This window comes from Nitrospirota bacterium (assembly GCA_013388455.1).
Classification (GTDB): domain Bacteria; phylum Nitrospirota; class Thermodesulfovibrionia; order Thermodesulfovibrionales; family SM23-35; genus JACAFF01.
The window spans coordinates 1-26,436 of the sequence record JACAFF010000004.1 but is presented as its reverse complement, the minus strand read 5'-3'; the positions used below and the strand labels follow the sequence as shown (position 1 = coordinate 26,436).

The 26,436-nt window shown below is 34.6% G+C and carries 24 protein-coding genes and 2 tRNA genes; 12 read left to right on the top strand and 14 right to left on the bottom strand.

Annotation, left to right across the window (positions count from 1 at the left end; genetic code table 11):
* Positions 1 to 20: 20 nt before the first annotated feature.
* The 10 genes from HXY53_01715 to HXY53_01670 all read right to left on the bottom strand — a co-directional run bounded on the left by HXY53_01715 (position 21) and on the right by HXY53_01670 (position 9,852).
* Entirely contained in the window at positions 21 to 737 is a 717-nt protein-coding gene (locus HXY53_01715) for a hypothetical protein (protein NWF75288.1), read from the bottom strand.
* A gap of 132 nt (positions 738 to 869) precedes the next feature.
* Positions 870 to 3,116 carry a vitamin B12-dependent ribonucleotide reductase gene (locus HXY53_01710; protein ID NWF75287.1) on the bottom strand — a complete coding sequence of 749 codons (2,247 nt, stop codon included), beginning with the start codon at positions 3,114 to 3,116 and terminating at the stop codon, positions 870 to 872.
* Between the two features lie 176 nt (positions 3,117 to 3,292).
* Positions 3,293 to 4,711 (bottom strand): AmmeMemoRadiSam system protein B, encoded by a 1,419-nt coding sequence (gene amrB, locus HXY53_01705; protein ID NWF75286.1) that lies wholly within the window; start codon positions 4,709 to 4,711, stop codon positions 3,293 to 3,295.
* A 129-nt stretch (positions 4,712 to 4,840) separates the two neighbouring features.
* Entirely contained in the window at positions 4,841 to 5,815 is a 975-nt protein-coding gene (gene amrS / locus HXY53_01700; protein ID NWF75285.1) for an AmmeMemoRadiSam system radical SAM enzyme, read from the bottom strand.
* A gap of 20 nt (positions 5,816 to 5,835) precedes the next feature.
* On the bottom strand, positions 5,836 to 7,947 hold the full coding sequence (locus HXY53_01695) for a hypothetical protein (GenBank protein ID NWF75284.1): 2,112 nt from the start codon (positions 7,945 to 7,947) through the stop codon (positions 5,836 to 5,838).
* 77 nt (positions 7,948 to 8,024) lie between these two features.
* Positions 8,025 to 8,516, bottom strand: coding sequence for an Hsp20/alpha crystallin family protein (locus tag HXY53_01690; protein NWF75283.1), 492 nt, complete (start codon positions 8,514 to 8,516; stop codon positions 8,025 to 8,027).
* Between the two features lie 34 nt (positions 8,517 to 8,550).
* Entirely contained in the window at positions 8,551 to 8,961 is a 411-nt protein-coding gene (locus HXY53_01685; protein ID NWF75282.1) for an Hsp20/alpha crystallin family protein, read from the bottom strand.
* Between the two features lie 22 nt (positions 8,962 to 8,983).
* Positions 8,984 to 9,457, bottom strand: coding sequence for an Hsp20/alpha crystallin family protein (locus tag HXY53_01680; GenBank protein ID NWF75281.1), 474 nt, complete (start codon positions 9,455 to 9,457; stop codon positions 8,984 to 8,986).
* Between the two features lie 242 nt (positions 9,458 to 9,699).
* Positions 9,700 to 9,777: transfer RNA gene (locus HXY53_01675), tRNA-Asp, on the bottom strand.
* Positions 9,778 to 9,779: 2 nt separating this feature from the next.
* Positions 9,780 to 9,852, bottom strand: a tRNA-Val gene (locus HXY53_01670).
* A gap of 159 nt (positions 9,853 to 10,011) precedes the next feature.
* Between HXY53_01670 and HXY53_01665 the strand changes: the two genes are divergently transcribed.
* The 11 genes from HXY53_01665 to HXY53_01615 all read left to right on the top strand — a co-directional run bounded on the left by HXY53_01665 (position 10,012) and on the right by HXY53_01615 (position 21,081).
* Positions 10,012 to 10,965, top strand: coding sequence for a peptidylprolyl isomerase (locus HXY53_01665; GenBank protein ID NWF75280.1), 954 nt, complete (start codon positions 10,012 to 10,014; stop codon positions 10,963 to 10,965).
* Positions 10,966 to 10,979: 14 nt separating this feature from the next.
* Positions 10,980 to 11,624 carry a phosphoribosylglycinamide formyltransferase gene (locus tag HXY53_01660; GenBank protein ID NWF75279.1) on the top strand — a complete coding sequence of 215 codons (645 nt, stop codon included), beginning with the start codon at positions 10,980 to 10,982 and terminating at the stop codon, positions 11,622 to 11,624.
* A gap of 239 nt (positions 11,625 to 11,863) precedes the next feature.
* Positions 11,864 to 13,438, top strand: a complete 1,575-nt coding sequence (locus HXY53_01655) for an SBBP repeat-containing protein (GenBank protein ID NWF75278.1) — start codon at positions 11,864 to 11,866, stop codon at positions 13,436 to 13,438.
* 50 nt (positions 13,439 to 13,488) lie between these two features.
* Positions 13,489 to 14,067 (top strand): 16S rRNA (guanine(966)-N(2))-methyltransferase RsmD, encoded by a 579-nt coding sequence (rsmD, locus tag HXY53_01650; protein NWF75277.1) that lies wholly within the window; start codon positions 13,489 to 13,491, stop codon positions 14,065 to 14,067.
* Positions 14,064 to 14,564 (top strand): pantetheine-phosphate adenylyltransferase, encoded by a 501-nt coding sequence (gene coaD, locus HXY53_01645; protein ID NWF75276.1) that lies wholly within the window; start codon positions 14,064 to 14,066, stop codon positions 14,562 to 14,564. The genes rsmD and coaD overlap by 4 nt, the downstream gene beginning before the upstream one ends.
* A 10-nt stretch (positions 14,565 to 14,574) precedes the next feature.
* Positions 14,575 to 15,609 (top strand): isochorismatase, encoded by a 1,035-nt coding sequence (locus tag HXY53_01640; GenBank protein ID NWF75275.1) that lies wholly within the window; start codon positions 14,575 to 14,577, stop codon positions 15,607 to 15,609.
* Between the two features lie 21 nt (positions 15,610 to 15,630).
* Positions 15,631 to 16,449: a kinase/pyrophosphorylase gene (locus HXY53_01635; GenBank protein NWF75274.1), complete on the top strand. Its 819-nt coding sequence runs from the start codon at positions 15,631 to 15,633 to the stop codon at positions 16,447 to 16,449.
* 19 nt (positions 16,450 to 16,468) lie between these two features.
* Positions 16,469 to 18,865: a phosphoenolpyruvate synthase gene (gene ppsA / locus HXY53_01630; GenBank protein NWF75273.1), complete on the top strand. Its 2,397-nt coding sequence runs from the start codon at positions 16,469 to 16,471 to the stop codon at positions 18,863 to 18,865.
* A complete protein-coding gene (locus tag HXY53_01625; protein NWF75272.1) occupies positions 18,844 to 19,257 on the top strand; it encodes a hypothetical protein in 414 nt (137 codons plus the stop codon). The genes ppsA and HXY53_01625 overlap by 22 nt, the downstream gene beginning before the upstream one ends.
* Positions 19,258 to 19,262: 5 nt before the next feature.
* Positions 19,263 to 20,114, top strand: coding sequence for a kinase/pyrophosphorylase (locus HXY53_01620; GenBank protein NWF75271.1), 852 nt, complete (start codon positions 19,263 to 19,265; stop codon positions 20,112 to 20,114).
* Between the two features lie 91 nt (positions 20,115 to 20,205).
* The gene (locus tag HXY53_01615; GenBank protein ID NWF75270.1) at positions 20,206 to 21,081 is read left to right on the top strand and encodes a phosphoribosylaminoimidazolesuccinocarboxamide synthase; all 876 of its coding nucleotides are present in this window, start codon (positions 20,206 to 20,208) and stop codon (positions 21,079 to 21,081) included.
* On the opposite strand, the gene mutS is transcribed toward HXY53_01615, so the two are convergent.
* Together mutS and HXY53_01605 are read right to left on the bottom strand one after the other, a co-directional pair.
* Positions 21,071 to 23,647 carry a DNA mismatch repair protein MutS gene (gene mutS / locus HXY53_01610; GenBank protein ID NWF75269.1) on the bottom strand — a complete coding sequence of 859 codons (2,577 nt, stop codon included), beginning with the start codon at positions 23,645 to 23,647 and terminating at the stop codon, positions 21,071 to 21,073. The two genes, HXY53_01615 and mutS, sit on opposite strands and share 11 nt — an antisense overlap.
* Before the next feature lie 48 nt (positions 23,648 to 23,695).
* Positions 23,696 to 24,277: a PHP domain-containing protein gene (locus HXY53_01605; GenBank protein ID NWF75268.1), complete on the bottom strand. Its 582-nt coding sequence runs from the start codon at positions 24,275 to 24,277 to the stop codon at positions 23,696 to 23,698.
* 282 nt (positions 24,278 to 24,559) lie between these two features.
* Here HXY53_01605 and HXY53_01600 point away from each other — a divergent pair, with 282 nt between their 5' ends.
* A complete protein-coding gene (locus HXY53_01600; protein ID NWF75267.1) occupies positions 24,560 to 25,354 on the top strand; it encodes a hypothetical protein in 795 nt (264 codons plus the stop codon).
* A gap of 11 nt (positions 25,355 to 25,365) precedes the next feature.
* Here HXY53_01600 and HXY53_01595 read toward each other — a convergent pair whose 3' ends face one another.
* Together HXY53_01595 and HXY53_01590 are read right to left on the bottom strand one after the other, a co-directional pair.
* Positions 25,366 to 25,845 carry a hypothetical protein gene (locus HXY53_01595; GenBank protein ID NWF75266.1) on the bottom strand — a complete coding sequence of 160 codons (480 nt, stop codon included), beginning with the start codon at positions 25,843 to 25,845 and terminating at the stop codon, positions 25,366 to 25,368.
* A gap of 81 nt (positions 25,846 to 25,926) precedes the next feature.
* The coding region (locus HXY53_01590) for a nickel-dependent hydrogenase large subunit (GenBank protein NWF75265.1) at positions 25,927 to 26,436 on the bottom strand (510 nt) is incomplete at its 5' end.

The following is a 26,436-nucleotide window of genomic DNA, read 5'->3' as shown; positions in this document are numbered from 1 at the left end:
CAATTATACGTGTACTTTTTTTATTTAATTTTCCCGAGATATTTTAAAATTGCCCTTAATAAAGAAACGCTATGCCCAAGCTGTATATAAGCTTCTTCTTCTGTCATATCCCTATTTTCTGCTTTTAATTTTTGCCCCAATTTTCTCGAAAGGTTAGCTATGCGTGCAATCTCTTTTGATAAGTCTTCCTCAAAGAAGTACGACCTCAAATTAATTTGATATACATATTTTTCTATGCTTGCTATTTTTTTTAAAACTTCAGCCTCAACAATGCCATCGTTTATATCATGATGGTTTCTATTAAAATCATCATATGGTATGTTATGCATGGGTTGTGATAAATCACCTACATAATGAGCGCATAAAGCAATGTGATATTCAGCATATTTACCGGCTTTTTTGGTTTCATTATATCCACGTAGAGAAGCAATAATAGCTCCATAAAGATGACCTTCTTTATCTGAAGGATTGTTATATTTAGCTATTTGTGACATAACCATTTCCGGGGTAACTTCAAGCTCGTTATTGTTATTAAAATAATGGTTATAAGACTCTATACTTCCTGCCTTTAATTTTGCAATATCAGCCCCGACAGCGTTATACCATTTAGAATATCCAGCAGCCTTTGCAATTGCAAGATGGGTCTCATCATACCATCCAGATGCTGTATTTAGATTAAAAAAGAATAGAATAAAAAATATGGCGATGATTTTTAAATTTTTGATCTCTGAAAGCATTCGAAATCGGAATAACACCTCTTTATCACTATAAGGGATTGCTGGGGAAACTTATTTCAAGTTTTGCAGCCGGCATTTATGGCCTCCTTGTAATACTATTTTGCATAAATAAGAATACTATATTGCAACTCTCTATCCGCATTTTGTAAACCCGCAATTGTGGCAGACGAGGCAGCCGCTTTCGCGTTCGATGGCCCCGCCACATTCAGGGCAGGCACCCATGAGCATAGTAACTTTATAGCCATCACCATTGCCCTTTTTACCAACAGTGCGATATTTTTCGAGTGCTTTTGCAATAGCATCCGAACAGGATAAAATCTTGCCTCCTTCAAGCCATACAGGCAAGTGACAGGATATACCTTTCAGTTGTTTGATTACTTCATCAGGCTCTATATTGGAACGGAATGCGAGCGAGACAAGCCTGCCTATAGCCTCGGACTGACTTGCTGCGCATCCACCCGCTTTTCCCATGGAAGTGAACAATTCAAACAGATGTCCTTCTTCATCTTCATTGATAGTTACATAAAGATTCCCACAACCTGTCTTCATTAAACGAGTTGTTCCTTTTATAACTTCTGGCCTTTTTTTAGGAATTATTTTGGCTGTCTGACTGCTAACTGCTGACTGCTGACTGCTTAATGTTGTTTTACCTTTTGTTAGAACCTGCTGTTCACGAGAGCCATCACGATAAACAGTGACGCCTTTACAGCCGAGTTTATAAGAAAGGAGATAAACATCCTCAACATCTTTTGCAGTTGCATGATGAGGGAAATTCACTGTTTTTGATACAGCATTATCAACATATTTTTGAAATGATGCCTGCATTTTTATATGTTCAAGAGGAGTAATATCATGGGCTGTAACAAAGACTTCTCTGATGTCTTCAGGTATCTCGTCAAAATCTTTAATTGAACCTTTATCTGCGATCCTCTCCATAAGAGTTCGTGACCAGAAACCTCGCTCCTTTGCAACTTTTTCAAAATATGGATTGATCTCGATCAGTTTTGTGCCTTCCATAACTGTTCTGATAAAAGATACTGCAAATAGAGGCTCGATGCCAGATGAACAGCCTGCAATAATTGAAAGTGTTCCAGTCGGTGCAATAGTAGTCACTGTAGCATTCCTCAGTCTAAGCTTTCCGTCATAAATGCTTCCTTTGTAATTTGGAAAGACACCACGTTCTTCTGCGAGCGATGCTGATGCATTCTTGCCCTCTTTTTGAATGAATTCCATTACCTCTTCAGCAAGACTAACTGCTCTATCTGAATTATATGGAATACCAAGTTGTATTAACATATCTGCCCAACCCATCAGTCCAAGCCCTATCTTTCTATTTGCCTTTGTCATTTCTTCGATTTTCTTTAATGGATATTTATTTACATCAATTACATTATCAAGAAACCTTACGGCTTTCCACGTTATGTCTTTGAGTTTATCCCAGTCAATTTCAGCTTTTTCCTTGTTATCCTCCGCCTTTTTAACCATCTTGGCGAGATTGATTGAGCCTAAATTACAGGATTCATATGGTAGCAAAGGTTGTTCTCCGCATGGATTTGTTGACTCTATATGACCTATATGAGGAGTCGGATTAGATGCATCCACTCTATCAATAAATACAATTCCAGGTTCTCCGTTTTTCCATGCATGTTCAATAATAAGATTGAATACATCCCTTGCCCTGAGGGTATTTGTTACTTTCTGGGTCCTTGGATTGATAAGGTCATATGACCTGTCTTCTTCAACAGCTTTCATAAAATCGTCTGTAATTGCAACAGAAATATTGAAATTATTAAATTTTGTATTGTCATCTTTACATGTTATAAAACTTATAATATCGGGATGATCAACTCTGAGGATGCCCATGTTGGCACCTCTTCTTGTTCCACCTTGCTTGACCGCCTCTGTTGCAGTATCGAATACAGTCATAAAGGAAACAGGTCCTGAAGAGATGCCTTTTGTAGACCCAACAATATCTCCATTTGGTCTTAATCTCGAAAAACTGAATCCGGTTCCACCACCTGATTTATGTATAATTGCGGTATTTTTTACAGCATCAAAAATAGACTCCATGGAATCATCCACAGGTATTACAAAACAAGCACTTAATTGGCCAAGCCTCCTGCCTGCGTTCATAAGGGTAGGGCTGTTCGGAAGAAATTCAAGAGCAGTAAGCATCTGGTAAAAGACTTCTTCAAGCTTTGATACTTCTGAGTCTGTTTTTTTATATTGTCTTTCTGCTTGTGCTACTGCTTTTGCAACCCTTCTGAATAGGCCTTCAGGGGTTTCAACAATCTTTCCATCTTCATCTTTTTTTAAATATCTTTTTTCAAGAACCTTTATTGCATTTGGTGAAAGGTTTAATCCATTGACAACTTTCATATAATCCCCCTTTTTAATATTATATTATCAATACATTGTATAATTGATTATAATTTTAGACATTAAACCACAAGATATTGTATATGTCAAGAAAAAAGTGATAAATTTCTAATATATTGATTTTAAATAATTATTTTTGTGAAAAGGATGTTTATAAATTGTGAAAAGTATTTTCGTTATTTTATGATTTCAGCAGTGAAATAATATAAATCAGCATTTTCCCATGCATTTTCTGGGAGCCCGGCCTTGTTACATAATTTATTAAGAAATGTTTCCCTGTCCCATCCGTTTTCTTCTGCAACCTGAGGAAGGAGGAGCCCCTGATGCATGCCTTTTCTGATCACGAGCCCGTGTTTTCCAACCTGAATTTCTTTAATATCCTTCACATAGTTAAGCGGTGAAAGTATGGATATTTCAACATCTATATCCTTTAACTCCTCTTTCGTCAAAGAAGGGAATCTCGGGTCAGCCGAGCATGCTGCTACTGCATTCTTTACTACTGATTGATGTAAAGGCATAATAGCCTGAACATGTCCGATACAACCTCTCAAAGCGCCATTCTTTTTTATAGTTACAAAGACAGCTCCGTCTGTTTTGAACTTCTGGTTTTTTATTTGTGCCTCAGGTGTTTTCCCGTTGGTAACATAATCGGTAATAGCTTTTTTCGCTAATTCAAGAAGTTCCTTTTTTTCTTCTTCTGTAAAGGGATTTTTATAAAGTCCGATTGAAGCATAACCGACAACCATATCTTTTTCTTCCGTTACATCACCTGAATTTGCATACTTAAAGAGAACGCCGATGTTCGCACCATATCTTCGTGCAACTTCCAGGGTGATGATGACCGGATAAGCACCACACATTTCAGATTTTCCATCCTGCAAAAGCTGACTTACATCCATGACAGATAGCCGTTCAACAGCTGATATGATCTTGCTGTCCATCTCTATTGCCTTATGATAATCATGATAATGCGAAAGGTCTGTGCTTGCTATGATTAAAGTCTTTTCATCGAGGATATCTATTAATTTTGCTATAAGATGATCGAAAGACTGTCTTGTAATAGACCCGATAAGAACAGGAACTATTGTAAAGTCTTTCAGGACAGTCTGGAGAAATGGCAGCTGCACCTCAAGTGAATGTTCCTTTGCATATGCCTCAGGATAGAATCGAACATCTGCATTTTCATTTATCAGACTTTCTGCAAGATTTGTGTTTATATCAACATTACCAAGAGGAGTTTTAAAACTTCCTTTTGTATAAACAGAAACTCCCTTAAATCCCGTATGATGGCTTGGTCCTATCAGTATAACTTTTTTTATATCGTTGCCTTTAATTGTTTTGTATCCGAAAGCTGCTACCTGACCTGAATAAGTATATCCAGCATGTGGAGAGATTAGTGCTATGAGTTTTCCGTTATTTTTCGTTCTTTCTGCATTTGTGAGAAAATTCTCAATAGTTTTCACGAGTTCTTTTGAATCAGCAGGATAGAACATCCCCGCAACTGATGGTTCTTTAACATTTTCAGCACAGCCAGCGGAATAAGGGACAAGCAATAAGCAAAAGGCTATCAGAATGAGTTTTCTTTTTAACTTCAATCTATTTTCCTCCAGAACATGGCTTCTTTCAGATTTTTTTCAGCTTTTCGCCCGGCATTAACTTTTTTCGAAAAAAGGCTTAATATACCTATTAAAAATATTTTTAGAAAATCTCTTCTGTTCATTTTGTTAACTCCAGATTCCAGGAATGGAAGTTTTACAAAACCTGCACATGCCATTCGAGATATTATTCTGTTTTACAAAATAACCTATTCTCTCTATAAGTATTTTCTTACACTTCGGGCAGAAGGTGCTTTCACCTTCATGCCTGATATTTCCAATATACGAAAAATGCAATCCTGTATCAATAGCTGTTTTTCTTGCTTCAATAAGTGTTTCAAGAGGGGTAGGTGGAAGATTAGTTAATTTGTAATTCGGAAAAAATCTTGAAAAATGCACAGGCACATTAGGCCCAAGATTTTTAAGAATCCATTTGCACATGTCTCTAATAGTTTTCATATTATCATTAAGTGTTGGGATGACAAGGTTAGTTATCTCAAGCCATACATTTTCATCCTTCAATATAACAAGTGAATTGAGAACAGGCTTGAGACTGCCATTGCATATGCGTGAATAAAAATCTTCACTGAATCCCTTCAGGTCAATATTTGCAGCATTTAGATATTTCGATAATGTCCTGAGAGGTTTTTCATTGATATAGCCGCATGAGTGCATTGTATTCTTGATATCATTTTTTTTTGCGATAATCGACGTATCGTACATGTATTCATAAAAGACTGTGGGTTCTGTATACGTATATGCGATAGATCTGCACTGATAAGATTTCGCAAGACTAACAACTTTTTCAGGAGGTAAATTGTATGTATCTGTATCCTCTGGTTTTGCCTGTGATATCTGCCAGTTCTGACAAAATTTGCAGTCGAGTACACACCCTGCTGTAGCAATTGAAAAAGCGGTTGTTCCAGGAAGAAAATGAGAAAATGGTTTCTTTTCGATGGGGTCAACATGAACAGCGCAGGGTTTACCGTATACCAGACTATAAAGTTTTCCGTCTTTATTCATCCTTGCCCGACATTTACTGTGTTGCCCGTTTACCAATACGCAACTGTTTGGACAAAGTTCACATTGGACTGTTTTAGACATATTAATATTATAAAACTATTTCAATTAAAAGATTCAGTATATATACTCCTTATCAAGAATGCAGAGAATGCCTTTATGAATGCAATGAGCATAAGTGCGCTTGAAATTCCAAAGAGGGGGATGATCAATAAGGTTGATAACAATGATCCTGTGAATGAACCTATTAAATCCATTGCATAAAGTTTTCCACCTGCTTTAGAACTACCCATTGATAGATTTGCTGTACTGAACTGGCCTCCGGTAATTGCACCTATCAGAAAAACTAATATATAAAATAAGAATTCTGACTTAAAAAATAATAAGGGGGAAGAGACAGATAGAAGAATAGTTGTCAGTTCCATATAAAACAGTATTCTTAACGGCTCTCTGAGATTTCTTGTTATTAATGTTCCTATCCATAGTCCGATCATGAATGTTGCTGATAGTATCCCTATCATCTCATATATATAGCCGTATATTGCCTGATATGTAAGAATTATAGTAAGGACAAAAGACATTCCGGAGAATCCTGTAGTAAAAATAGAGAAAAAGATTACACGTTTCTTTTTTCTGTATGATATGAGGGCAATACATGTTAGATAAACTGCAAATATGATAAGAATATTCCAGAACCTGATTGAAAGCAGATTATATAATATTCCCCCACCATGTATCTCTGCCCAAAGCATTAGATTATATACATATGCTGAAGGACGGAAGTCAGTATTGATCAATTTTATCTCTCCGAGTCTCTTTTTAACATACTCTAAATTAAAAGGAGAAAAGACATCACTGAAGATATACTGATTAAAGTGTTTTGTATGGATTGCTCTCTGGATAAACCTTTTTTCAAGTATCTCTGGTTCTGTGGATATTACAGAATCAGATGCGAAAAGCCCTCCGTATTCCTGTGTGGTTACCTCAACATATCTGAAGACAGATTTAAGTGAATTATAAATAGAGCCGTTTGCTATCTTCATCCTTTTACCGATATATCCTGTTGATTGCGGAATTGATAAATAGATCATGCCGTATCTTTTCAGAACATCCTTTGTTTCCATGAAAAAATCAGTGGTATAAAAGCGGTTAATACTTGCTGTAGACGGCTGTGGAAGGTTTAAAATTATCAGATCGTATGCGTGTCTATTTAATTTTTTTATGAATCTTCTTCCATCTTCAATAATTATTCTAACTCTCTGATCTTTTATAGCATTTGCATCTTCTCTGCTACTATTGAGAAGTTGCATAGATATTTCGACAATTTTTGAATCAAGCTCTATGAAATCTAAACTATCAACAGGATATTTCAAAAACTCTTTGAGTATTCCTAAAGATCCGCCGATAACAAGGATATTCGATGGTGAGGGGTGTAAGGTCATAGGTAAGTGTGCGTTCATCTCATCCCTTTGTGGATTCGGATACGTGAACATGAGATGTCCGTTTGTATAAATACTCGATTGTTCTCTGATCTTAATAACTTCGATTTCTCCATATCTGGATTCGGCTGATTGAGAAATCTCCATACCATTCCAAGAAAGGCTGGAAAAAGTCTTATGAAATCCAATATAGAAAATGAGAGGAAGGATCATTGTAATAGAAATAAGTTTCTTTTTTGAGAGATAAACTGCAACTACTATATTTATCAATGATAGAACAAGACATAATTCAAAAGCATTCATTCGCGAAGAAATAAAAAAGGTGAATAAAATGCCACCTGTAAAAGCTCCAAATGCTTCAAGTCCATAGACCCTTCCTGCTGCATTGTTTCCTCCTGAAAATGAAACAGATAAAGGAAATTGCAATCCGATCATAAAACAAAGAGGTAAAAGAGTAATTGCTGTTGAAAGGACAGTGAAATGAAAAGATACTGATTCACCAGGTTCTAAATACAGGATAGTTCTTATCGATTTTATTGCAAAAGCAGTAGGCAACGATAGGATTGCAATAACAATAAAAGAATATATGAATGCATATTTAAATCTTATTCTCTGTCCTATATAACTTCCCAGGCTAACATAGATAAGCCAGAATGAAAAAGTTATTCCGATATCGAGTTCATTCCCTGAAAATGTTGAAAGTAGAAGGCGTAGAGCGGTTATCTGAAGAAGCAAAGATGTGAGACCCATGCATATGAATGGTATTAAGCTATTCATAAAAGGTATGTTTTTAAAATAAAAAAAGAGCTGATATTGTGTATAAAGTTTAACACATATCAGCTCCTTTGAGTCTCTTATTCAGCCTTGACAGGAATCTTCTTTGTTTCTTTAATCGCTTTAGCAGTTTTTGGAAGGGTTACAGTAAGAACTCCTTTCTTGAATTGTGCTTTTGCCTTATCTGTGTCGATTTCTACAGGAATAGGAATCATGCGAGTGAATGAACCATATGAACGTTCCATACGATAATAATTTTTACCTTTATCCTCTTTTTCTTCCTTCTTTTCACCTTTAATTGTTAAAGAATCTTTTGCTAAAGAGACATCTATGTCTTTTTCATCCATACCGGGAAGTTCTGCTGTAACTTTAATCTCTTTTTCATCCTCAACTACATTAACATTTGGTGTGAAACCCCCAAATCTTTTCTCAAAAGGCTCGATATCGAAACCGTGAAAGAAGCTGTCAAAAAGTCTGTTCATCTCGTGACGAAAAAGGGCGAATGGATCATACTCTTCACGCCTTACAGGGACATCTTTTTTAGCTGATGTTATAAGGTTCTTAATTGCCATTTTTAAATCCTCCTTTCTAATAAGAATTTATTTTTTATCCCTCAGCTTTCACTGTAATCTTTTTAGTTTTCACAGCGTCAGCCTTGGGTAGAATCAATTTTAAAACACCATTTTTCATGGTTGCCTGAATTTTATCTCTATCAATCTCATCTGTAAGAGTAAAAGATCTTTGATAATCTCCTACACCATATTCAGATAAGGTGAGCCTATGTCTTTCAGGTATTTCGGTGTCGACCTTTCCGTAGATAGTAATAATGTTTTTTTCGAGTGTTATATCAACATTTTTTTCATCAACACCTGGCATATCGGCAAATAGGACAATTTCATCTTTTCTTTCTATTATATCCACAGAAGGATTATATATTTTTGAAGTCTTTGTTCGTTCAGCTTTTTCAGGAGTTTCAGACACTTTTTTCTGAATATCTTTTGTTACAGTATCTGCCATATAAAATCACCTCCTTATGTATTTATATTGATTTTACTGCAATTTTTCTTGGTTTTTCTGCCTCTGCACGTGGAAGTTTAATATAAAGTACTCCATTAATAACTCTTGCATCAATTTTATCTCCTTCTACAGTAAAAGGTAGCTCAATAACTTTACTAAACTGTCCCTGCCACCTTTCTTTACGATGATATGTTTCCCCTTCCTTTAGCTCTTCAGGTTTCCGAGAACCTCGTAAAGTAAGAGAATTTCCAGCAAGTGAGATGTCGATTGTCTCAGCAGAAATACCAGGGATTTCTGTGGTAACAACTGCTTCGTCTTCTGAAACCCACATATTGACTGGCGGGAATTCTACTTCTGTAAGAGGTCTCCAATTCCAAAGTGAACGATTTAGGCGTTCAAATTCACTCCACGGGTCAAATAATCTACCAAGTCTTTCTAAATCTGACCATAGCATAGAAAAAACACCTCCTTTTGAGTGTCTATAATATATCTTCATTAGGATTAGCACTCTATAACAGAGAGTGCTAATTTATTTTTATATAACAAAAAATTTAAATTGTCAAGTATTTAAATCATTAATATTTCTTATGAAATAATTAAAATTACTTTTAAATTTAATATAAATTTGTGTCTAAAAGCCCGAAAAATGCATTTTTATGGATAAGGATTTTATAAATGAAATAATGATTAATTTTGTTTTAATCTTTGATGAGGCCGGTAAAGATTAATAGATTTTTATGGCGGGGTGGACGGGACTTGAACCCGCGACCTCTGGCTTGACAGGCCAGCGTTCTAACCGGGCTGAACTACCACCCCAGTAGGCGGAACAGGGATTGAACCTGTGACCTCAGCCTTGTAAGGGCTGCGCTCTCCCAACTGAGCTATCCGCCCAAAAGAACTATTATATACTATATAAAATAAAATTTTGTCAATTAGATATGAGCCCTAAAATTTGAATTAAAAAAATTTGAGAAACATATCTAATATATTATATAATTTTAACGTTTCTTAAGTCTTTGTGAACATACCAGAGGTTATCTGAGCGATATTATGAGAAGATTAAAATTATTAATTATTATATTAGTAATTACTGTTATTACTAAAAATGCATACAATGCTATTCTTCTTGACCGTGTTATTGCAGTTGTAAACAAAGAGGTTATTACATGGAGCGAACTTTTTAAGATGATGGAATACGAATCAACAGATCAAATAAAAGCGCTGACAGAAGAAGAGCGCAATAAAGTATTTAAAGAAAATGAAGCTATTTTTCTTGATAAACTGATAGATTTTAAATTACAGCTACAAGAGGCAAAGCGCCTTGGCTTCGAAGTTAAACAGGATGAAATACAGGAAGCTATTGAAAATATAAAGAAGAAATACTCTATGAATGACACTGATTTTGAAGAATCATTGAAAAAAGAAGGTTTTACCCTCGAAGATTATAAAAAAAGACTGTCAGAACAGATGCTCATCAGTAAATTTTTAAATTATCAGATAAGAAATAAGGTTGTTGTATCTGAAGAAGAAATAAAAAGGTTTCTCGAAAAGGATAAAAGGGAATTGCTTGACAGTGAATCATATAGAATAAGACAGATCTTTTTCAAGCGACCAAAAGATGATGATATAAAATCTATAGAAGAAAAGGCGGCTATTGTTATTCAGAAATTAAATGAAGGAGAAGATTTCTCAAATTTGTGCCATGAGTATTCAGATGACCCATCTGCAAAAACAGGAGGGGACCTTGGTGTAGTTAAAAAGGGTGATTTATCAAAGGAATTTGTTCATGTAATCTCCAATATGAAGACAGGTGATATCAGCAAACCATTCTGGACTGAAAAAGGGCTTCATATTATTAAGCTGGATGAAATAATTCCTGCTCCTGATATAGAAAAAATAAAGGAGAATGTTAGAAAACAATTGGCAGAAGATATCTTTTCGAAGAGATATAAAAGCCTTATCAAGGAGTTAAGAGAAAAATCTCATATAGAAATAAGATTATAAATAAGGAGGATAGTATTTTAAGACTTGGCATACTTGCTTCTGGTAGAGGTTCAAATTTCCAGTCAATTATTAATGCAATAGATAATAAGTTTATAAATGCTGAAATAGAAATACTAATAACCGATAATCCATCTGCATATGCTATCGAAAGAGCAAAGAAACATAAAATTGAGTATTTAATAATCAAACCAGGGGAATACAATTCAAAAGATAATTTTTATAGAAAAATTGCTTACGAATTAAAAAAAAGAAATGTTGAACTTGTTATTTTAGCAGGTTTTATGAGAATTATCGGAAAGCCTCTTATAGATGAATACAGGAACAAAATTATGAATATTCATCCAGCACTTCTGCCATCATTTCCGGGATTACATGGACAGAAGCAGGCCATTGAATACGGCGTAAAGATTTCAGGTTGTACTGTCCATTTTGTAGATGAAGGTATGGATACCGGTCCTGTAATTATTCAGGCTGCTGTGCCTGTCTTTAATGACGATACTGAAGAGTTGCTATCAGAGAGGATTCTGCGTTTAGAGCATAAGATATATCCTGAGGCCATAAAACTATATTCCGAGGGAAGAATCGAGATTGAAGGAAGAAGAGTAAGAATTAAAGACTATTTTGCACATGATACTTTTCTGATAAATCCTCCGATATAATTAATAAATTTCAGCTTTGGATTTAAAAATTATAATAATTCAATCGTCTATTAACCCAAAAAATGCAATTGAATAATGCAGATGTTGTGAGAAAATTTATTTTTCGATTCCTTAGTGTTCCTTTAACTAATGGTTTTGCGAATATTTTTATCCATAAAACAAATAAGACAAATCCGATAATTCATCGAGTTAAAGAAATTTTTGAGCAATGTCTGTATTATTCGGGTTAACGAATATATATGAGTAAGTTTTTTGATTCACTAAAAGTAATATTATTTATATTTCTTATCATTTCACTAATTCTTTTAGAATTTGATTATCTGAATGCAGAGAAAAATAATGACTCTTTAATTAAATTACCGCCATTTTTTTTAAAGAACGAAGGTCAAATAGTTCCACATGTAAAATATTATGAATGGATGAGTAGCATACTGTTTACAGAAGAAGGAGTCTTTTTCTATTTATGTAATGATAAAAATAAAATACCTGTGAAACTTGAATTTATCGATTCAAAAAAAGAATCAAAATTCTCTGGAGAAGAAAAAATAAACACAAAAGTTAACTATTTTATAGGTGATAATGATTCGTCATGGATAAGAGATATAAAAGGATACAGAAAAATACATTATAAAAATATATATAGTAATATAGATATTCAATTCAATGCAGAAGATGATGAGGTTTATTTACAGATAATAGTAAAGCCTGCTGCTGACATTACAGATATAAAGTTATCGTTTGATGCTATAGACTTTTTAGACATAAACGAGGAAGGATTGCTTACTATTGGAGTAAAAAATAAAAAATATATTTTAAAAAAACCGGTATTTTTTCAGAATATCAAAGGAAAAACTTCGATAATATCTGGTGATTTTTATATTCTTGATAAAAAATCATTTGGGTTCCGAACAGCTAAACACGATAGAAAATTTCCATTAATCATAAAACAGGTATTAATTGAAAAAGTATATTTTGATAGAAAAATTGAAGAGATAATTACGAAAAAAATTTCAGACAATTCTGGAAATATCTATATAACAGGTTGTATTGCTGTTGAAAGTCTTTACCATGCAGTAAATAATCCGATCGGGAAAAATTCAGAAGATGCAATAGTTATTAAGCTTCATTCAAAACCAAGTTCTTTAATTTATCTTCTTTTTTTAGGAGGGAGTTCACGTGATTATGGAGTTAGTATTTCAACAGACAGTTCGGGAAATATATATTTAACAGGTGATACGTCATCAAAAGATTTTCCTATCCGGAATGCTTTTCAAAAGAACTACGAAGGAGGCGGAACGGATGTTTTCATAACAAAGATTAATGCCTCAGGTGATGACCTTACATATTCTTCATATATTGGAGGAAGTAATCATGACATTGCTACTGATATTACAATAGACAGCAAAAGAAATGCATACATCACAGGGAGCACCAAATCTCTTAACTTTTCAACAAAGAATCCATTTCAGCCTCAGAAAGGTGGATATTATGATGCATTCGTTGTAAAAACTAATGAGTATGGCAATCCTCTTATCTATTCAACATATCTTGGTGGAAGCAACTGGGATGCTGGCTTTCATATTAAAGCAGATGATGAGGGAAATATATTTGTTACAGGTTGTACAAAATCATTAAACTTTCCGTTGAAAGAGCCTGTTTATTCTGAATACGATGAGAGCAGGGAAGCATTTGCAACCATGATTAATCATTCAGGAAACCAACTTGTCTATTCTACATACCTTCCTATAAATGGTAAGGATTGCAGATCTGTCAAACCAATGGAATTATTTGAAAATCTATATTTCAGACAATAATTTATTTGAATTCTTGAAGCTCATCTTCTCTTATAGTAATATATTAGCAAATGAAGATTTCTGCTGGGATTGCCAAAGGGAGACGCACCTCTACAAAAAGAATCTTATTACATGCCCGGAACCAAACAAGACTGAGACCTACATCCTCTAAAGTAAGAGAAGCGCTTTTTGATATTATAAAGAATAAAATAAGTGGAGCAACCTTTGTAGACCTCTATGCAGGCACTGGAACCGTAGGATTTGAGGCTCTTTCGAGAGGAGGAAAAAGAACGGTTTTCGTTGAGAAGAATGAATTTCTGGTTAATACTATAAAAAAGACAGCACATGAATTAGGATTTATCTGTAAAACGCAGATAATTAAATGTAGTGCAGAAGAATTCCTAAAAAAAGCCTCTTCTAATCAAGAGATGTTTGATATATTTTTTGTTGACCCACCTTATCAATCAGATGAAATTGATAAAATATTACCTTTAATCAGTAGCAAAGATCTTGTGAATACTGAAGGTTTTGTTATAGTTGAACACTTTCATAAAAAAAGAATTCCTGAAACAATAGGAAATTTAGAAAAACATAGAAGTTATAGATATGGTGATACAATACTTTCATTTTACAGAAAGGTTAATTTATGAAAAAGACGGCTATTTATCCTGGAACTTTTGATCCTATTACTAATGGACATCTTGATTTGATAAAACGGGCTCTGAGAATATTTGATAATGTCATTATTGCGGTAGCGCCAAGTTATAAGAAACAACCCCTTTTCTCACTAAAAGAGAGACTATACATGATAGATATTGCTGTTAAGAAGTTCAAAAGAATAAAAATTGAGACATTTAACGGCCTACTTGTCGATTATGTAAAGAGAAGGAAAGGTATAGCCATACTAAGAGGGTTGAGAGCAGTGTCTGATTTCGAGTATGAACTTCAGATGGCTCATATGAACCGAAAACTCGACACAGATATTGAGACAGTATTTATGATGCCGAGTGAAGAATACAGCTTTTTAACATCAAGTATAGTCAAGGAAGTTGCCTCATTTGGTGGTTCTGTTAGAAATCTTGTTCCAAAAGAGGTTGAACAGGCTCTGAAAGAGAAATTTAAGCAGAAATCTAAAATAGTCAAATAGGGAGGTTAAAGTGTCATATGATGGAAAACCAATTCCTCCTCATTTTGATCCTGAAAAAGTTAGCAAAATATGGAAAGTTCCTTACCAGGATTTAATGTTCAAAGCAGAAGATTGGGCTAAAAAACACAATATAACCCCATCTTTAAATGATACCTATAAAATTTGTCTCATTGCGGTAGATGTTCAAAATACCTTTTGCATTCCTGGATTTGAATTATATGTTGGTGGAAGATCGGGTACAGGAGCAGTTGATGACAATAGAAGACTTTGTGAATTTATTTATCGTAACATAGATGTCATTACTCAGATATGTCCAACAATGGATACCCATAGTGTAATGCAAATATTCCATTCTCTTTATTTGATAAACGACAGAGGTGAACATCCTGAACCTTTTACGTTGATATCCACTGATGATGTTGAAAATGGAATATGGAAATTCAATCCTAATTTATGTTATAGCCTTAAGATAACCGCAGAATACGGCCAGCGACATCTCTTGCATTATACTAAATCACTTAAAGAAAGTGGTAAATATAATCTTACTATATGGCCATTTCACGGAATGCTTGGCGGAATAGGTCATGCACTTGTTTCATCTTTTGAGGAAGCTGTTTTCTTTCATAGTATTGTTAGATATAGTCAACCTGATTTCCATATTAAAGGAGATAAGCCTTTTACAGAACATTATTCTGTGATAGGTCCTGAAGTAATTAAAGGACCGGATAATGAAATATTAGGGAATAAAAGTGAATTTCTATTCAAGAAACTTTTAGAATTTGACGCAGTTATAATAGCAGGACAAGCGAAAAGTCATTGTTTGGCATGGACAATTGATGATCTATTGCAATATATCCTTGCAACTGATAAAAAACTTACTGAGAAAATATATCTATTAGAAGATTGTACTTCTCCTGTAGTAATTCCTGATGTAATAGATTTTACAGAAAAAGCAGAAGAGGCTTTCAGGCGATTCTCAGAACACGGTATGCATATTGTAAGAACCAATGAGCTGATTAAGAAATGGGATGGAATAAAACTATAAATATACAAATTATATCTACCGATGAAAGAGCGTAAGAAAAAAGTACATGTTTTTATTGTCTCAGATGCAACCGGATTAACTGCTGAAATGGTAATAAGTGCAGTTCTTGTGCAATTTAAAGAAATAGATCCAGTATTTAAAAAATTTCCATACATTAAAACTAAAGAACAGATAAAAGCAATACTTGAGCAGGCAGAGTCTGTTCAGGGAATTATCATTTACTCTCTTGTCTCTCAGGAACTCAGGTCATGGATTAGAAAAGAAAAAAGAAAGATAAATATATTTATGATAGATTTACTCGGTCCGCTTCTGGATAGATTAGGAAAAATGTGGAATATAATCCCAACTTTTAATCCAGGACTTTTAAGGAGAATAGGAGAAGAGTCAATACGTCTTGCAGAATCTATTGACTTTACATTAAGACATGATGATGGACAGAATATTGAGTCTATTGATGAGGCAGATCTTCTAATAATTGGCGTTTCAAGAACATCTAAAACTCCAACCAGTCTATATCTGTCATGCAATAATAATATGAAAGTAGCAAATATACCTATAATAGAAGGAATAAACCCACCTGATAAGGTTTTTTCAATGAATATGCAGAAGGTTGGCTTAACAATAGCTCCCGAGAGATTAGCATTTATAAGAGAAAGAAGATTGAAATATGCAGGTGCTACTGATTATCTGGATATATCGCATATAAAAAGAGAACTTGAATACAGTCACAGAATATTCAATAGGATTAAAGGAATTCAGGTTATTGATGTAACCCATAGCTCGATTGAGGAAGTAGCAAACAAAATAGTAGAAGGTAGACAGGAAAGTAAATCTTCTTAAAAAAGGAGGGCGTTTATAAATGAAAAGGAGTGATACTGTAATATGGTTTGAGGATTTAGGTAAAGATGATATACCAATTGTAGGAGGAAAGTGTGCAAATCTTGGAGAATTAACCAGAAAAGTTGGTGTTCCTGTCCCTTATGGTTTTGCTATTTCAGCTTATGCATATAAAAAATTTCTTGAAAAAACAACGGCTGATAAAAAACTTCAAGCCATTCTTTCTGATATTAACATTGAGGATATAGACTCATTGCATAACAGCTCAAAGAAAATCAGAGCTTTTATTGAAAGTCTACGTATGCCAGAGGATATGCAAAAAGACATCCTTCAGGCATACAGAGAACTATGTAAACGCACCCGTAAGACAAATGTGGCAGTTGCTGTCAGGTCTTCAGCTACAGCAGAGGACCTCCCGGGGGCAAGCTTTGCAGGTCAGCAGGACACCTTTTTAAATGTAACAAAGAAAGATTTATTAGAAAGTATTAAAAGATGCTGGAGTTCTTTATTTACACCAAGAGCAATTGTCTACAGAAAAGAAAAAGGTTTTTCACATAAAGATGTGCTTATTAGTATAGCTGTTCAGGAGATGGTTTTTTCAAAGGCCTCAGGCGTTATGTTCACGATTGAACCTGTAAGTGGTGCAAACGACAGGATTATCATTAATGCCTCATGGGGATTGGGAGAAGCAATAGTCAGCGGTCAGATTACACCCGACGAATATGTTATTGAAAAAGTCACATTCAAGATTCTTGAGAAAAATATTGCAAAAAAAGAGCGAATGATTATATCTGATAACAAAGGTGGGACACTCTGGGTAAATGTTGATAAAGCATTACAAGAAAAGCCTGCACTTAGTGACAAAACAATAATACGTCTTGCAAAATATGGGGTAGATATTGAAAAACATTACATAACACCACAGGATATTGAATGGGCAGTTGACGAAAATGAGAAGATTTATATACTGCAGGCGAGACCAGAAACAATCCATGGGGTTGAAAAACCTGCGGTATCAAAGAGAGAAGAAGGAGGTATAGCTATGGAAGAGACTATTATCATTAAAGGTATAGGAGTAAGTCCTGGTCAGGCTTCTGGAAAAGTACAGGTCATTTTAAATGCGAAAGATATAAATCAATTTGAGAAGGGAAATATTTTAGTAACAGAAATGACGACTCCGGACTGGGTGCCTGCAATGAAAATAGCAGGAGCTATTATAACAAACCTTGGAGGAAAGACATGCCATGCAGCTATAGTTAGCCGCGAACTCGGTGTGCCATGTGTTGTTGGGACAGGGAATGCAACAAAGATATTAAAAAATGGGGAAATTATTACTGTTGAGGGCCAAAGAGGTTTAATATACAAAGGTGAAAAAAGAGAAGAAGAAAAAGGTAAAGAAACACCGATCATGTTGACAGACATGGCAAAGCAAATAGTTACTGCAACAAAGGTTTATGTTAACCTCTCTATCCCTGAGATTGCTGAAAAAGTAGCTTCTGAAACGAATGCTGACGGTGTAGGACTTCTTAGAGCAGAGCATTTAATGCTAAGCATAGGAAAGCATCCGAGACTCCTATTGGAAGAAGGTGGTGATAGAGAAATGATCGATACATTCGCAAATGGAGTAGGTAAGGTAGCTGAAGCATTTTTTCCAAAACCAGTAGTTTATAGATTTCTTGATTTCAAACCTGATGAATTTCTTGAATTGCCAGGAGGCGAAAAATATGAAAGAAGTCATGTTGGTCCGAATCCTATGATAGGTTATAGAGGAGAATACAGATATTCAAAAGAAGATGATATTTTCAGGCTTGAATTAAGAGCTATAAGGCAGGCAAGAGAAAAAATGGGTTTTAGCAATATATGGGTTATGGTGCCTTTTGTAAGAAGTGTTGATATTTTTAGAAAGACAGTTGCAATTATGCGTGAAGAAGGGCTGGATTATCTAAATGATAAGAATTTCCAGCTCTGGATTATGGTGGAAGTCCCGAGTGCTGTGTTTATGATTGAAGAGTTTTGTAAAGAAAGAATAGATGGTGTGAGTTTTGGAACAAATGATCTGACGATGCTTATACTTGGTGTAGACCGCAACGATGCGTCTGTGCAGGAGATTTATGACGAACGTAATCTCGGTGTCCTTAGAGCGATTGCATACACCATGACAGTATGCAAGAAATATGGTGTAACAACATCTATCTGCGGGCAGGCGCCAAGTGTTTATCCGGACTATCTTGAATTTATGATAAGATGTGGTGCTACTTCGATATCTGTAAACCCTGATACGGTTATTTCTTCAAGAAAGAATATCGCTGTAATAGAACAGAAGATTCAGATGGAGAAATCATTGGGTATTGCTGCAAGACCGAAGATAGCCAAAATTCCTCTGGATGAGGTGTTTTTTTGGAGACACATAGAAGAATAAAAGGTCTGGTGGATTACATAGCAGACAGGTATCATAATGCTGTAGAGATTGGTATTGGCTGTTTCCCTGATATTGCTTTCCAGCTAATCCAGAAAGGCTTAAAGGTATTTGCAACTGATATTAAGCCATATTATTACAAAGGAATTAAAGTCATTGTCGATGATGTGACAGAGCCAATGTTTTTTTTATACAAAGACGTTGATCTTGTTTACTCAATGCGCGCTCCTACAGAGTTAGTGCCTTACATGATAAATCTTGCACAAAAGATTCCTGCTGATCTGATAGTTAAACCTCTATCTTCTGAATATTTGAACGGGAAATTATTTAGTTATGAAAACACTACATTTTTTATCTGGGAATATAAAAAATGTATGGAAAGTGAAAAAAGGTAATTCAAATGAAGAAGAGTGAAGTAATTAAGAAAAGGATTTATAAAAAAAAGCATATTTATCTTGTAGGAGAAGGCACAGGTGAAACTATAAGCAAAATTGCCAGAGCTGCTCTTGCGCAATTCCACCGTGAGAGGGTTAATATAAAAACATTTTTTCTTGTTAAAGATGAACATTATATTTCGCGCATTCTAAAACATGCATCAGAGGATAATGCACTTGTTGCTTTCAGCATAGTTCAACCCAATTTAAGAGATTATCTCATAGCAGAGGCTGACCGTCTCGGCATAAAGGCAATTGATGTAATAGGTAACTTTATTATCCAGCTCTCAATTTTCCTTAAAGAAAAACCTCTTGAGATACCGGGCAGGCAATATATTCTCGATGAAGATTATTTCAGACGTATAGAAGCAATTAATTTCTCAGTAAAACATGATGACGGTAAACTTCCTCAGGGACTGACAGATGCAGATATAGTTCTCATAGGTCTTTCAAGAACAGGGAAGACACCATTATCAACATACCTTGCAAATCAGGGTTGGAAGGTAGCCAATATCCCTGTGCATCCTGATCTGGAGACGCCCAAAGAGCTTTTTGAAATAGACCAGAGAAAAATTTTTGGGCTTATAATAAATGTAGAAAACCTTGTAAAACTCAGAGAGGCACGTTTACGTCAATTAGGTTTGGAACCTGAAGCAAAATACGCTGATCCTGTTTATGTATCTAATGAAATCGAATGGTGCATTGAATATTTTAAACAAAATCCTCGTTGGCGAGTAATTGATGTATCTAATAGGGCAATTGAGGAGGTTGCTGCAAATATATTAAGTGAATATCGTAAACATCGCAGACATTCATGATAAACCTACCCCTTATTATTGAATAAAATTTGCTAACAGTCTATGTTATACTCGTAAATTCAATAAATTAAAAGGAGTATACTTATCTTATATGAAGATAGTTTTGAAAACTGATTTTCCTGATATTAACTTATTAAAAAGAGGTAAGGTAAGAGATATTTATGATTATGGGGAACTTCTTCTTCTTGTTGCAACTGATAGAATATCTGCTTTCGATATTGTTCTACCAAATGGTATACCTGAAAAGGGAAGGGTTCTAACTCAGATATCTATTTACTGGTTTAAACAAATGGAAGATATAATTCCAAACCACATTGTTGCTGTAAATATTAAAGATTTTCCAAGGAAAATGCATAAATATGCTGAATATCTTGAGGGCAGAAGTATGCTTGTTAAAAAGACAAATCCAGTAAGTGTGGAATGTGTGGTGAGAGGTTATCTCTCCGGGAGTGGATGGAAAGAATATGAGAAAACACAATCTATCTGTGGTGTAAAATTGCCAGCAGGTCTGAGCGAGTCTTCGAAATTGAACGAACCTATATTTACTCCTACGACAAAAGAGGAACACGGGCATGATATGAATATATCATTTGAAGAGGTTGAAAAAAGAGTTGGGAAAGACCTTTCTATCAAACTCAGAGATATAAGCCTTAAAATATATAGCAAGGCACAGGATATTGCAGAGAAAAGAGGGATTATCATTGCAGATACAAAATTCGAATTCGGACAGTATAACGGTAAATTAATTCTCATAGATGAACTCCTTACTCCAGACTCTTCACGTTTCTGGTCAAGGAAAGATTATGTGCCAGGAAAAAGACAGGAAAGTTATGATAAACAGATAGTAAGAGATTATCTTCTAACACTTGACTGGGATAAGACTTATCCTGGTCCTACCTTACCAGATGATATAGTTGAAAAAACTTCGCAGAGATATAAAGAAATATACAAAATAATCACAGGCTAATTTTCTTCTTGATGTCTTTCAGTTTTTTCAATGCATCTTCGGGTTTCATATTATTAATATCAAGATTTCTTATTTCAGATATTATTGAATCTCTTATTGATGAGAAAAGGTCTAATTGAACAGTAGCTTTTTTGGTTTTTCTATCTGCAAATCTTGGACTTCCGGATTCATCGAGTTCATCTTTTTCAAGATTGGTGAGCACTTCCTTTGCCCTGTTTAGTATAGAATCTGGAAGACCTGCCAGTCGGGCTACCTGAATACCATAACTCTTGTCAGCAGGCCCTTTCTCGATTTTTCTCAAAAAGATAATCTCATCGCCCCATTCCTTAACTGCAACATTATAATTTTTTACTCCATCGTGAGTGATGCTGAGTTCCGTCAGCTCATTATAATGTGTTGCAAAAAGCGTCCTCGCCTGTAATTCATTTAGTATATATTCAGCAACTGCCCATGCAATGCTTATACCGTCAAAAGTACTTGTTCCTCTTCCCACCTCGTCGAGTATTATAAGACTTTTCTTAGTTGCATTGCGCGTGATATTTGCAACTTCTATCATTTCTACCATAAATGTGCTTTGACCTTTAGTAATAAAATCAGATGCTCCTATTCTGGTGAAAATCCTGTCTACAATTCCTATTTTTGCTTCAGTTGCCGGGACAAAACTGCCAATCTGTGCAAGTATCACTATTAATGCTGTCTGTCTGAGGAATGTTGATTTTCCAGCCATATTTGGGCCTGTAATAATTAGCAGGCGGTTATCTTCAGTATCTATAGTGACGCTATTAGGTATGAATCTTTCAGCAGATGGTATCCTTTCAAGTACAGGATGTCTTCCGTCGATAATTTCTAATATACCACTGTCATCAATGAAAGGTTTGATATATCTATGGCGTTTAGCTACTATAGCAAGAGCAGTTATAAAATCTACTATTGCTATTGCCGAAGCTGTCTGAGAAAGGAATATAGATTCTTTATGCAATATATCGAGCAATTCCTGAAAGAGTTCATACTCAAGATTTTTCAGACGTTCTTCAGCCCCGAGTATTTTTGATTCATATTCCTTTAGTTCGGATGTTATAAAACGTTCACCACCCACAAGTGTTTGTTTTCTTATATAATTTTCAGGAACCATATAAAGATTTGGCTTAGTGACTTCAATGTAGAATCCATAAATTTTGTTATATCCAACTTTTAGGGAAGCAATGCCAGTTTTTTGACGTTCTTTTTGTTCCAATTCTGAAAGAAAATCTTTTCCTTTTTTTGCAATGTTTCTCAGTTCATCGACTTCACTGTTATACCCATCTTTTATTATTCCACCATCTTTCAGGCTTAAAGGTGCTATATCTTTGAGGCTTTTCTCCAGTAATTGTGTCATATTAGAAAAATCTGATATATCTTCTGAAAGTGAATTCAGGTAAGAATTTTTTGTTTTGCTCAGGACTATTTTAATTCTGGGTAAATGGTTAGCAGAGTTTTTTATTGCAATCATATCCCTTGCATTTGCTGTTCTGGTAGCAAGCCTTGAAGAAAGCCTCTCGATATCCTGTATCTTTCTTAATAAAGTTCTTAGTTCTTCAAGTAACTCAAAATCCTCAACTAAATATTCTACTGCATTATGACGTTTTGTTATTTCCTGTATATCAATTAAAGGTTTTGTTATTGAAGTCCTTAAAAATCTACCGCCCATAGGTGTCAGAGTTTCATCAAGAATCCATAGGAGTGTGCCGTCGATTGAATTGTCCTTGAGATTATGTGTTAGTTCAAGATTGCGCTGTGTTGCAGCATCAAGAAACATAAAAGCATTTTTTCTAAGAGTAGTTATATTTTTAAGCCGAAATGTATCTCGCTGAGTTTCTTCAAGATAACTTACCAGTGCACCTGCAGCAGAGATAGCAATATTTAAGCCATCACATCCATACCCATCAAGTGATGAGACCTTTAAATGGTGGAGTAATGTTTTATATGCTTCTGTAAAATCAAAATACCAGTCTTCAAAAGCAGAGATATAAAAATCTTTAAAAGCTTCTCTGTAATGTATATTGTCTTTGATGCTATGTGGTATGATTATTTCCCGCGGTTCGAATCTATACATTTCATCTTCAATATTTTCATCTGTCTCATATATAATAAACTCACCTGTAGATATATCAGCAACGGCAATTCCATGTTTATCTTCAAATGGCATCAAACTTACGATATACGAATTCTCTTTTGGATTATCCGGCACATGAGTTCCTGGTGTTATAACTCTGACAATATCTCTTTCAACAATTCCTTTTGCCTCTTTAGGATCTTCCATTTGTTCACAAATAGCGACCTTATATCCTGCTTTTATTAATTTAGTTATATATGTTTCAGAAGCAAAATGTGGAATGCCACACATCGGGATAGGTTCTTCTTTAGATTTGTCTCTTGAAGTGAGAGCAATCTGTAAAACCCTGGATGCCTTTTCAGCATCCTCTCCGAACATTTCATAGAAATCACCGAGCCTGAAAAATAAGATTGCATCTTTATATTTTTCTTTAAGAATGAAATATTGTTTCATCAAAGGGGTTAATTCAGACATAAATATTATTAAAGAATATTATATAGAGAAAGTTCAATATTGAAAAGCTCAACGGAGATAGATTTTAGGTGAAAAGGTATTTTTGTGGAGCTCGCTTATAAGATCTTCACAATTGTAAATATTATTTTTGAATACTGTAACAATATGTCCAACCTCATCAAGTGTATGAGCATCGCTTCCACCAATCCCCCTATAATTATTGCCTGAGTTTAAAATCCATTCATTACAAAGATTATTTTCGAAGGCTGAATTTCTGCCATTTGAACTTTCTACAACTTCAAAAAATGGAAGGATATTTATATCTACAGGTCGACTTTTCCTGAAAGGATGAGCAGGTATTGCTATTCCCCCCTCTTTATTTGTCCACTGAAAAATTTCTTCTATAGTCATGCCTGAATGTAAAGATTCGACTGGTCCAAAGATCAGAAAATCTCCTTTTGAAGTGGTATATTCAATTCCAACAATTACGCAGATACCATATTTATCAATGCTATCTACAATAACTTTTTTTGCTGCTGTGGTATCATGGTCAGTTATGCAGATGCCTTCAATTCCTATTTCTACAGCTCTTTTAAGAAGATGATGTATATTTATATTACTACATGGGGAAAAACTCGTATGAATGTGCATATCTATAATCATATTTCTATAGTTATAATATGTATACCTATAATTCTATTGTCAAATAAGTTTTATCAATACATATAAAAATTTTATAGATAATATTTAATAGTATTCATTACATATTATGTGATATAAATGATACAAATCAATATGAGGTTTATTTTAGTAATATTAGAAGGAATTGATGTATCTAATTCTCAATTTTCTGGATAAAGCAAAAATGTATGGTCTTATGGATACACCTGTTGATCAACCTTATTATCCGGGTAATTATGAGCCATTTACATTATGAAAAAAATAAGTAAAAGAATGCTTGAAATACTTGCTAAAAAACCAGAGATGGTTATTGATTTCCCTGAATGGATGCTAAATAAGACAACCATTTCAAAGGTTAAAGAAATGAAAGATGTTGCTATTGCTGAAATAGCAGGAAGAGACAGCTTTGCTGCTGTTATAAAAGCATGTGAAATCAGGACTATTAAGGCTATTATTCCTACAGTAGCATATACAGGCTCAGAATATGGTAATTGGGATGATACTTTTAAGAAAATACAAACATTAAAAGATAAATTATTTAAAAATGGCATAAAGGTTTTTAACACAATTCTTCTTGGTTCACCTGAATATTGGTGGAAACTCTGCGGTAGATATTTATTGCATTTTCAGAAAATCTATGGTTTTTACACGCCCTGTACTGGATGCCATCTTTATTTCCATACAATTAGGGTTCCGCTTGCTAAAAAGCTGAAAATCAATCTTCTGATAGCAGGCGAGAGAGAATTGCATGATAATAGAATTAAGGTAAATCAAATAAAAATAGCTCTTGATACTTATATAGATTTTTTGAAAAGTTATGATATTGAACTTTTGCTTCCTATCAGGCATGTGAATTCAGGAACTGATATTACTTCTATTATCGGAGAACAATGGGAAGAAGGAAAACAACAACTTGAATGTGTCCTGAGTAAGAATTATCAGGAGATCGATGGGAGAGTAATTCTTAATGAGTATTCAATCAGAAGGTTCTTTAATGATTTTGCTTTGAAAACTTCAGAAGAGTTTGTTCGTGAACATCTCGATTGAAAAAGCTATGATTATTTGCATAATCCACAAAATATTTTACGTAAGATCCTGTCGTCAATTTTTTCGAGTAATTGTTTTTCATACTCCTCTGCGTAATTAATTTCTTCATTAACATAATAAGCGGCTTTTGATGATTTTGGAATAACTAAGCAAGTTGCATTATCTAATTCATACTTCAAATCTTTGTTCCGTTCTAACCAGCGAGAACATTCATCGTGGGTTCCGATATATAAAAAGATAAGATTATTTCCATCTTTAATACAAATCATGCGGTATCCTTTACCAAGGTCGTATTTCCTGCAATTCTTTATTCTTTGTTCTCCTTTTTTTGTTAACCTTCTAATTTCAGTATAATTTATATCTTTATTGCAGGATAATTTCTTAATAATTTCATCAGCTTTTTTAGCAACAGCAGATGATGTCCCACCCTGTCTTCGAAATTCATTCAATCGTGTTTCAAATTTTGTGTCAAGGTAGATATAATTTATCATTCAATTTCCAAGAAAAAATATATATTATTTTTTAAAGAAAGGGAGGTGTTTCAACACCTCCCTTCTTAAAAGAAGAAGAACTTAGATGCGCATTATTTTCCCGTCAGGATCAAAGGTGAACTTTACGAGCTCTTTTCCTTCAGGACTTACAACATGAACTGCGCAAGCAGTGCAAAAGTCATAAGGATGGAGCATTCTCGCTATGTTAAGAGCCGCTTCGTTTTGAAGGGTGGTATTAGATGTTGGATCTCCATCACAGACCTTTAAGCCATAAAGGACTGACTCTGCAACTCCAAGATCTGAATAGCTTGAACCCCTTGGTCCATTGTTCCATGTTGAAGGAACAACGCACTGGTAGTTGGCAATCTTCTTGTTCTGAATCTTTATCCAGTGTCCGAGTGCGCCTCTTGGTGCCTCGCAAAGACCTGTGCCGTAAACAGTAGCCTTCGGAATCTGAACATAAGTGTAACCGTAAGCAACTGCATTGGTATTGCCTTGTGAAGTTGAAGTGTCAAATGTAAGTGCATCAAGCCATGAGGAGCCATTAATTTCAGCAGAACATGCTCCGCCCATAGCATCTGCAACGAATTT

Coding starts and splice junctions, on each gene's coding strand:
- HXY53_01605 (NWF75268.1), bottom strand. CDS start 24,277: ATGCACATTCATACGAGTTTTTCCCCATGTAGTAATATAAATATACAT.
- HXY53_01715 (NWF75288.1), bottom strand. CDS start 737: ATGCTTTCAGAGATCAAAAATTTAAAAATCATCGCCATATTTTTTATT.
- HXY53_01595 (NWF75266.1), bottom strand. CDS start 25,845: ATGATAAATTATATCTACCTTGACACAAAATTTGAAACACGATTGAAT.
- mutS (NWF75269.1), bottom strand. CDS start 23,647: ATGTCTGAATTAACCCCTTTGATGAAACAATATTTCATTCTTAAAGAA.
- HXY53_01710 (NWF75287.1), bottom strand. CDS start 3,116: ATGAAAGTTGTCAATGGATTAAACCTTTCACCAAATGCAATAAAGGTT.
- amrS (NWF75285.1), bottom strand. CDS start 5,815: ATGTCTAAAACAGTCCAATGTGAACTTTGTCCAAACAGTTGCGTATTG.
- HXY53_01655 (NWF75278.1), top strand. CDS start 11,864: ATGAGTAAGTTTTTTGATTCACTAAAAGTAATATTATTTATATTTCTT.
- HXY53_01690 (NWF75283.1), bottom strand. CDS start 8,516: ATGGCAATTAAGAACCTTATAACATCAGCTAAAAAAGATGTCCCTGTA.
- coaD (NWF75276.1), top strand. CDS start 14,064: ATGAAAAAGACGGCTATTTATCCTGGAACTTTTGATCCTATTACTAAT.
- HXY53_01620 (NWF75271.1), top strand. CDS start 19,263: ATGAAGAAGAGTGAAGTAATTAAGAAAAGGATTTATAAAAAAAAGCAT.
- HXY53_01600 (NWF75267.1), top strand. CDS start 24,560: ATGAAAAAAATAAGTAAAAGAATGCTTGAAATACTTGCTAAAAAACCA.
- HXY53_01695 (NWF75284.1), bottom strand. CDS start 7,947: ATGAATAGCTTAATACCATTCATATGCATGGGTCTCACATCTTTGCTT.
- rsmD (NWF75277.1), top strand. CDS start 13,489: ATGAAGATTTCTGCTGGGATTGCCAAAGGGAGACGCACCTCTACAAAA.
- HXY53_01685 (NWF75282.1), bottom strand. CDS start 8,961: ATGGCAGATACTGTAACAAAAGATATTCAGAAAAAAGTGTCTGAAACT.
- HXY53_01665 (NWF75280.1), top strand. CDS start 10,012: ATGAGAAGATTAAAATTATTAATTATTATATTAGTAATTACTGTTATT.
- HXY53_01615 (NWF75270.1), top strand. CDS start 20,206: ATGAAGATAGTTTTGAAAACTGATTTTCCTGATATTAACTTATTAAAA.
- HXY53_01680 (NWF75281.1), bottom strand. CDS start 9,457: ATGAAGATATATTATAGACACTCAAAAGGAGGTGTTTTTTCTATGCTA.
- HXY53_01635 (NWF75274.1), top strand. CDS start 15,631: ATGAAAGAGCGTAAGAAAAAAGTACATGTTTTTATTGTCTCAGATGCA.
- ppsA (NWF75273.1), top strand. CDS start 16,469: ATGAAAAGGAGTGATACTGTAATATGGTTTGAGGATTTAGGTAAAGAT.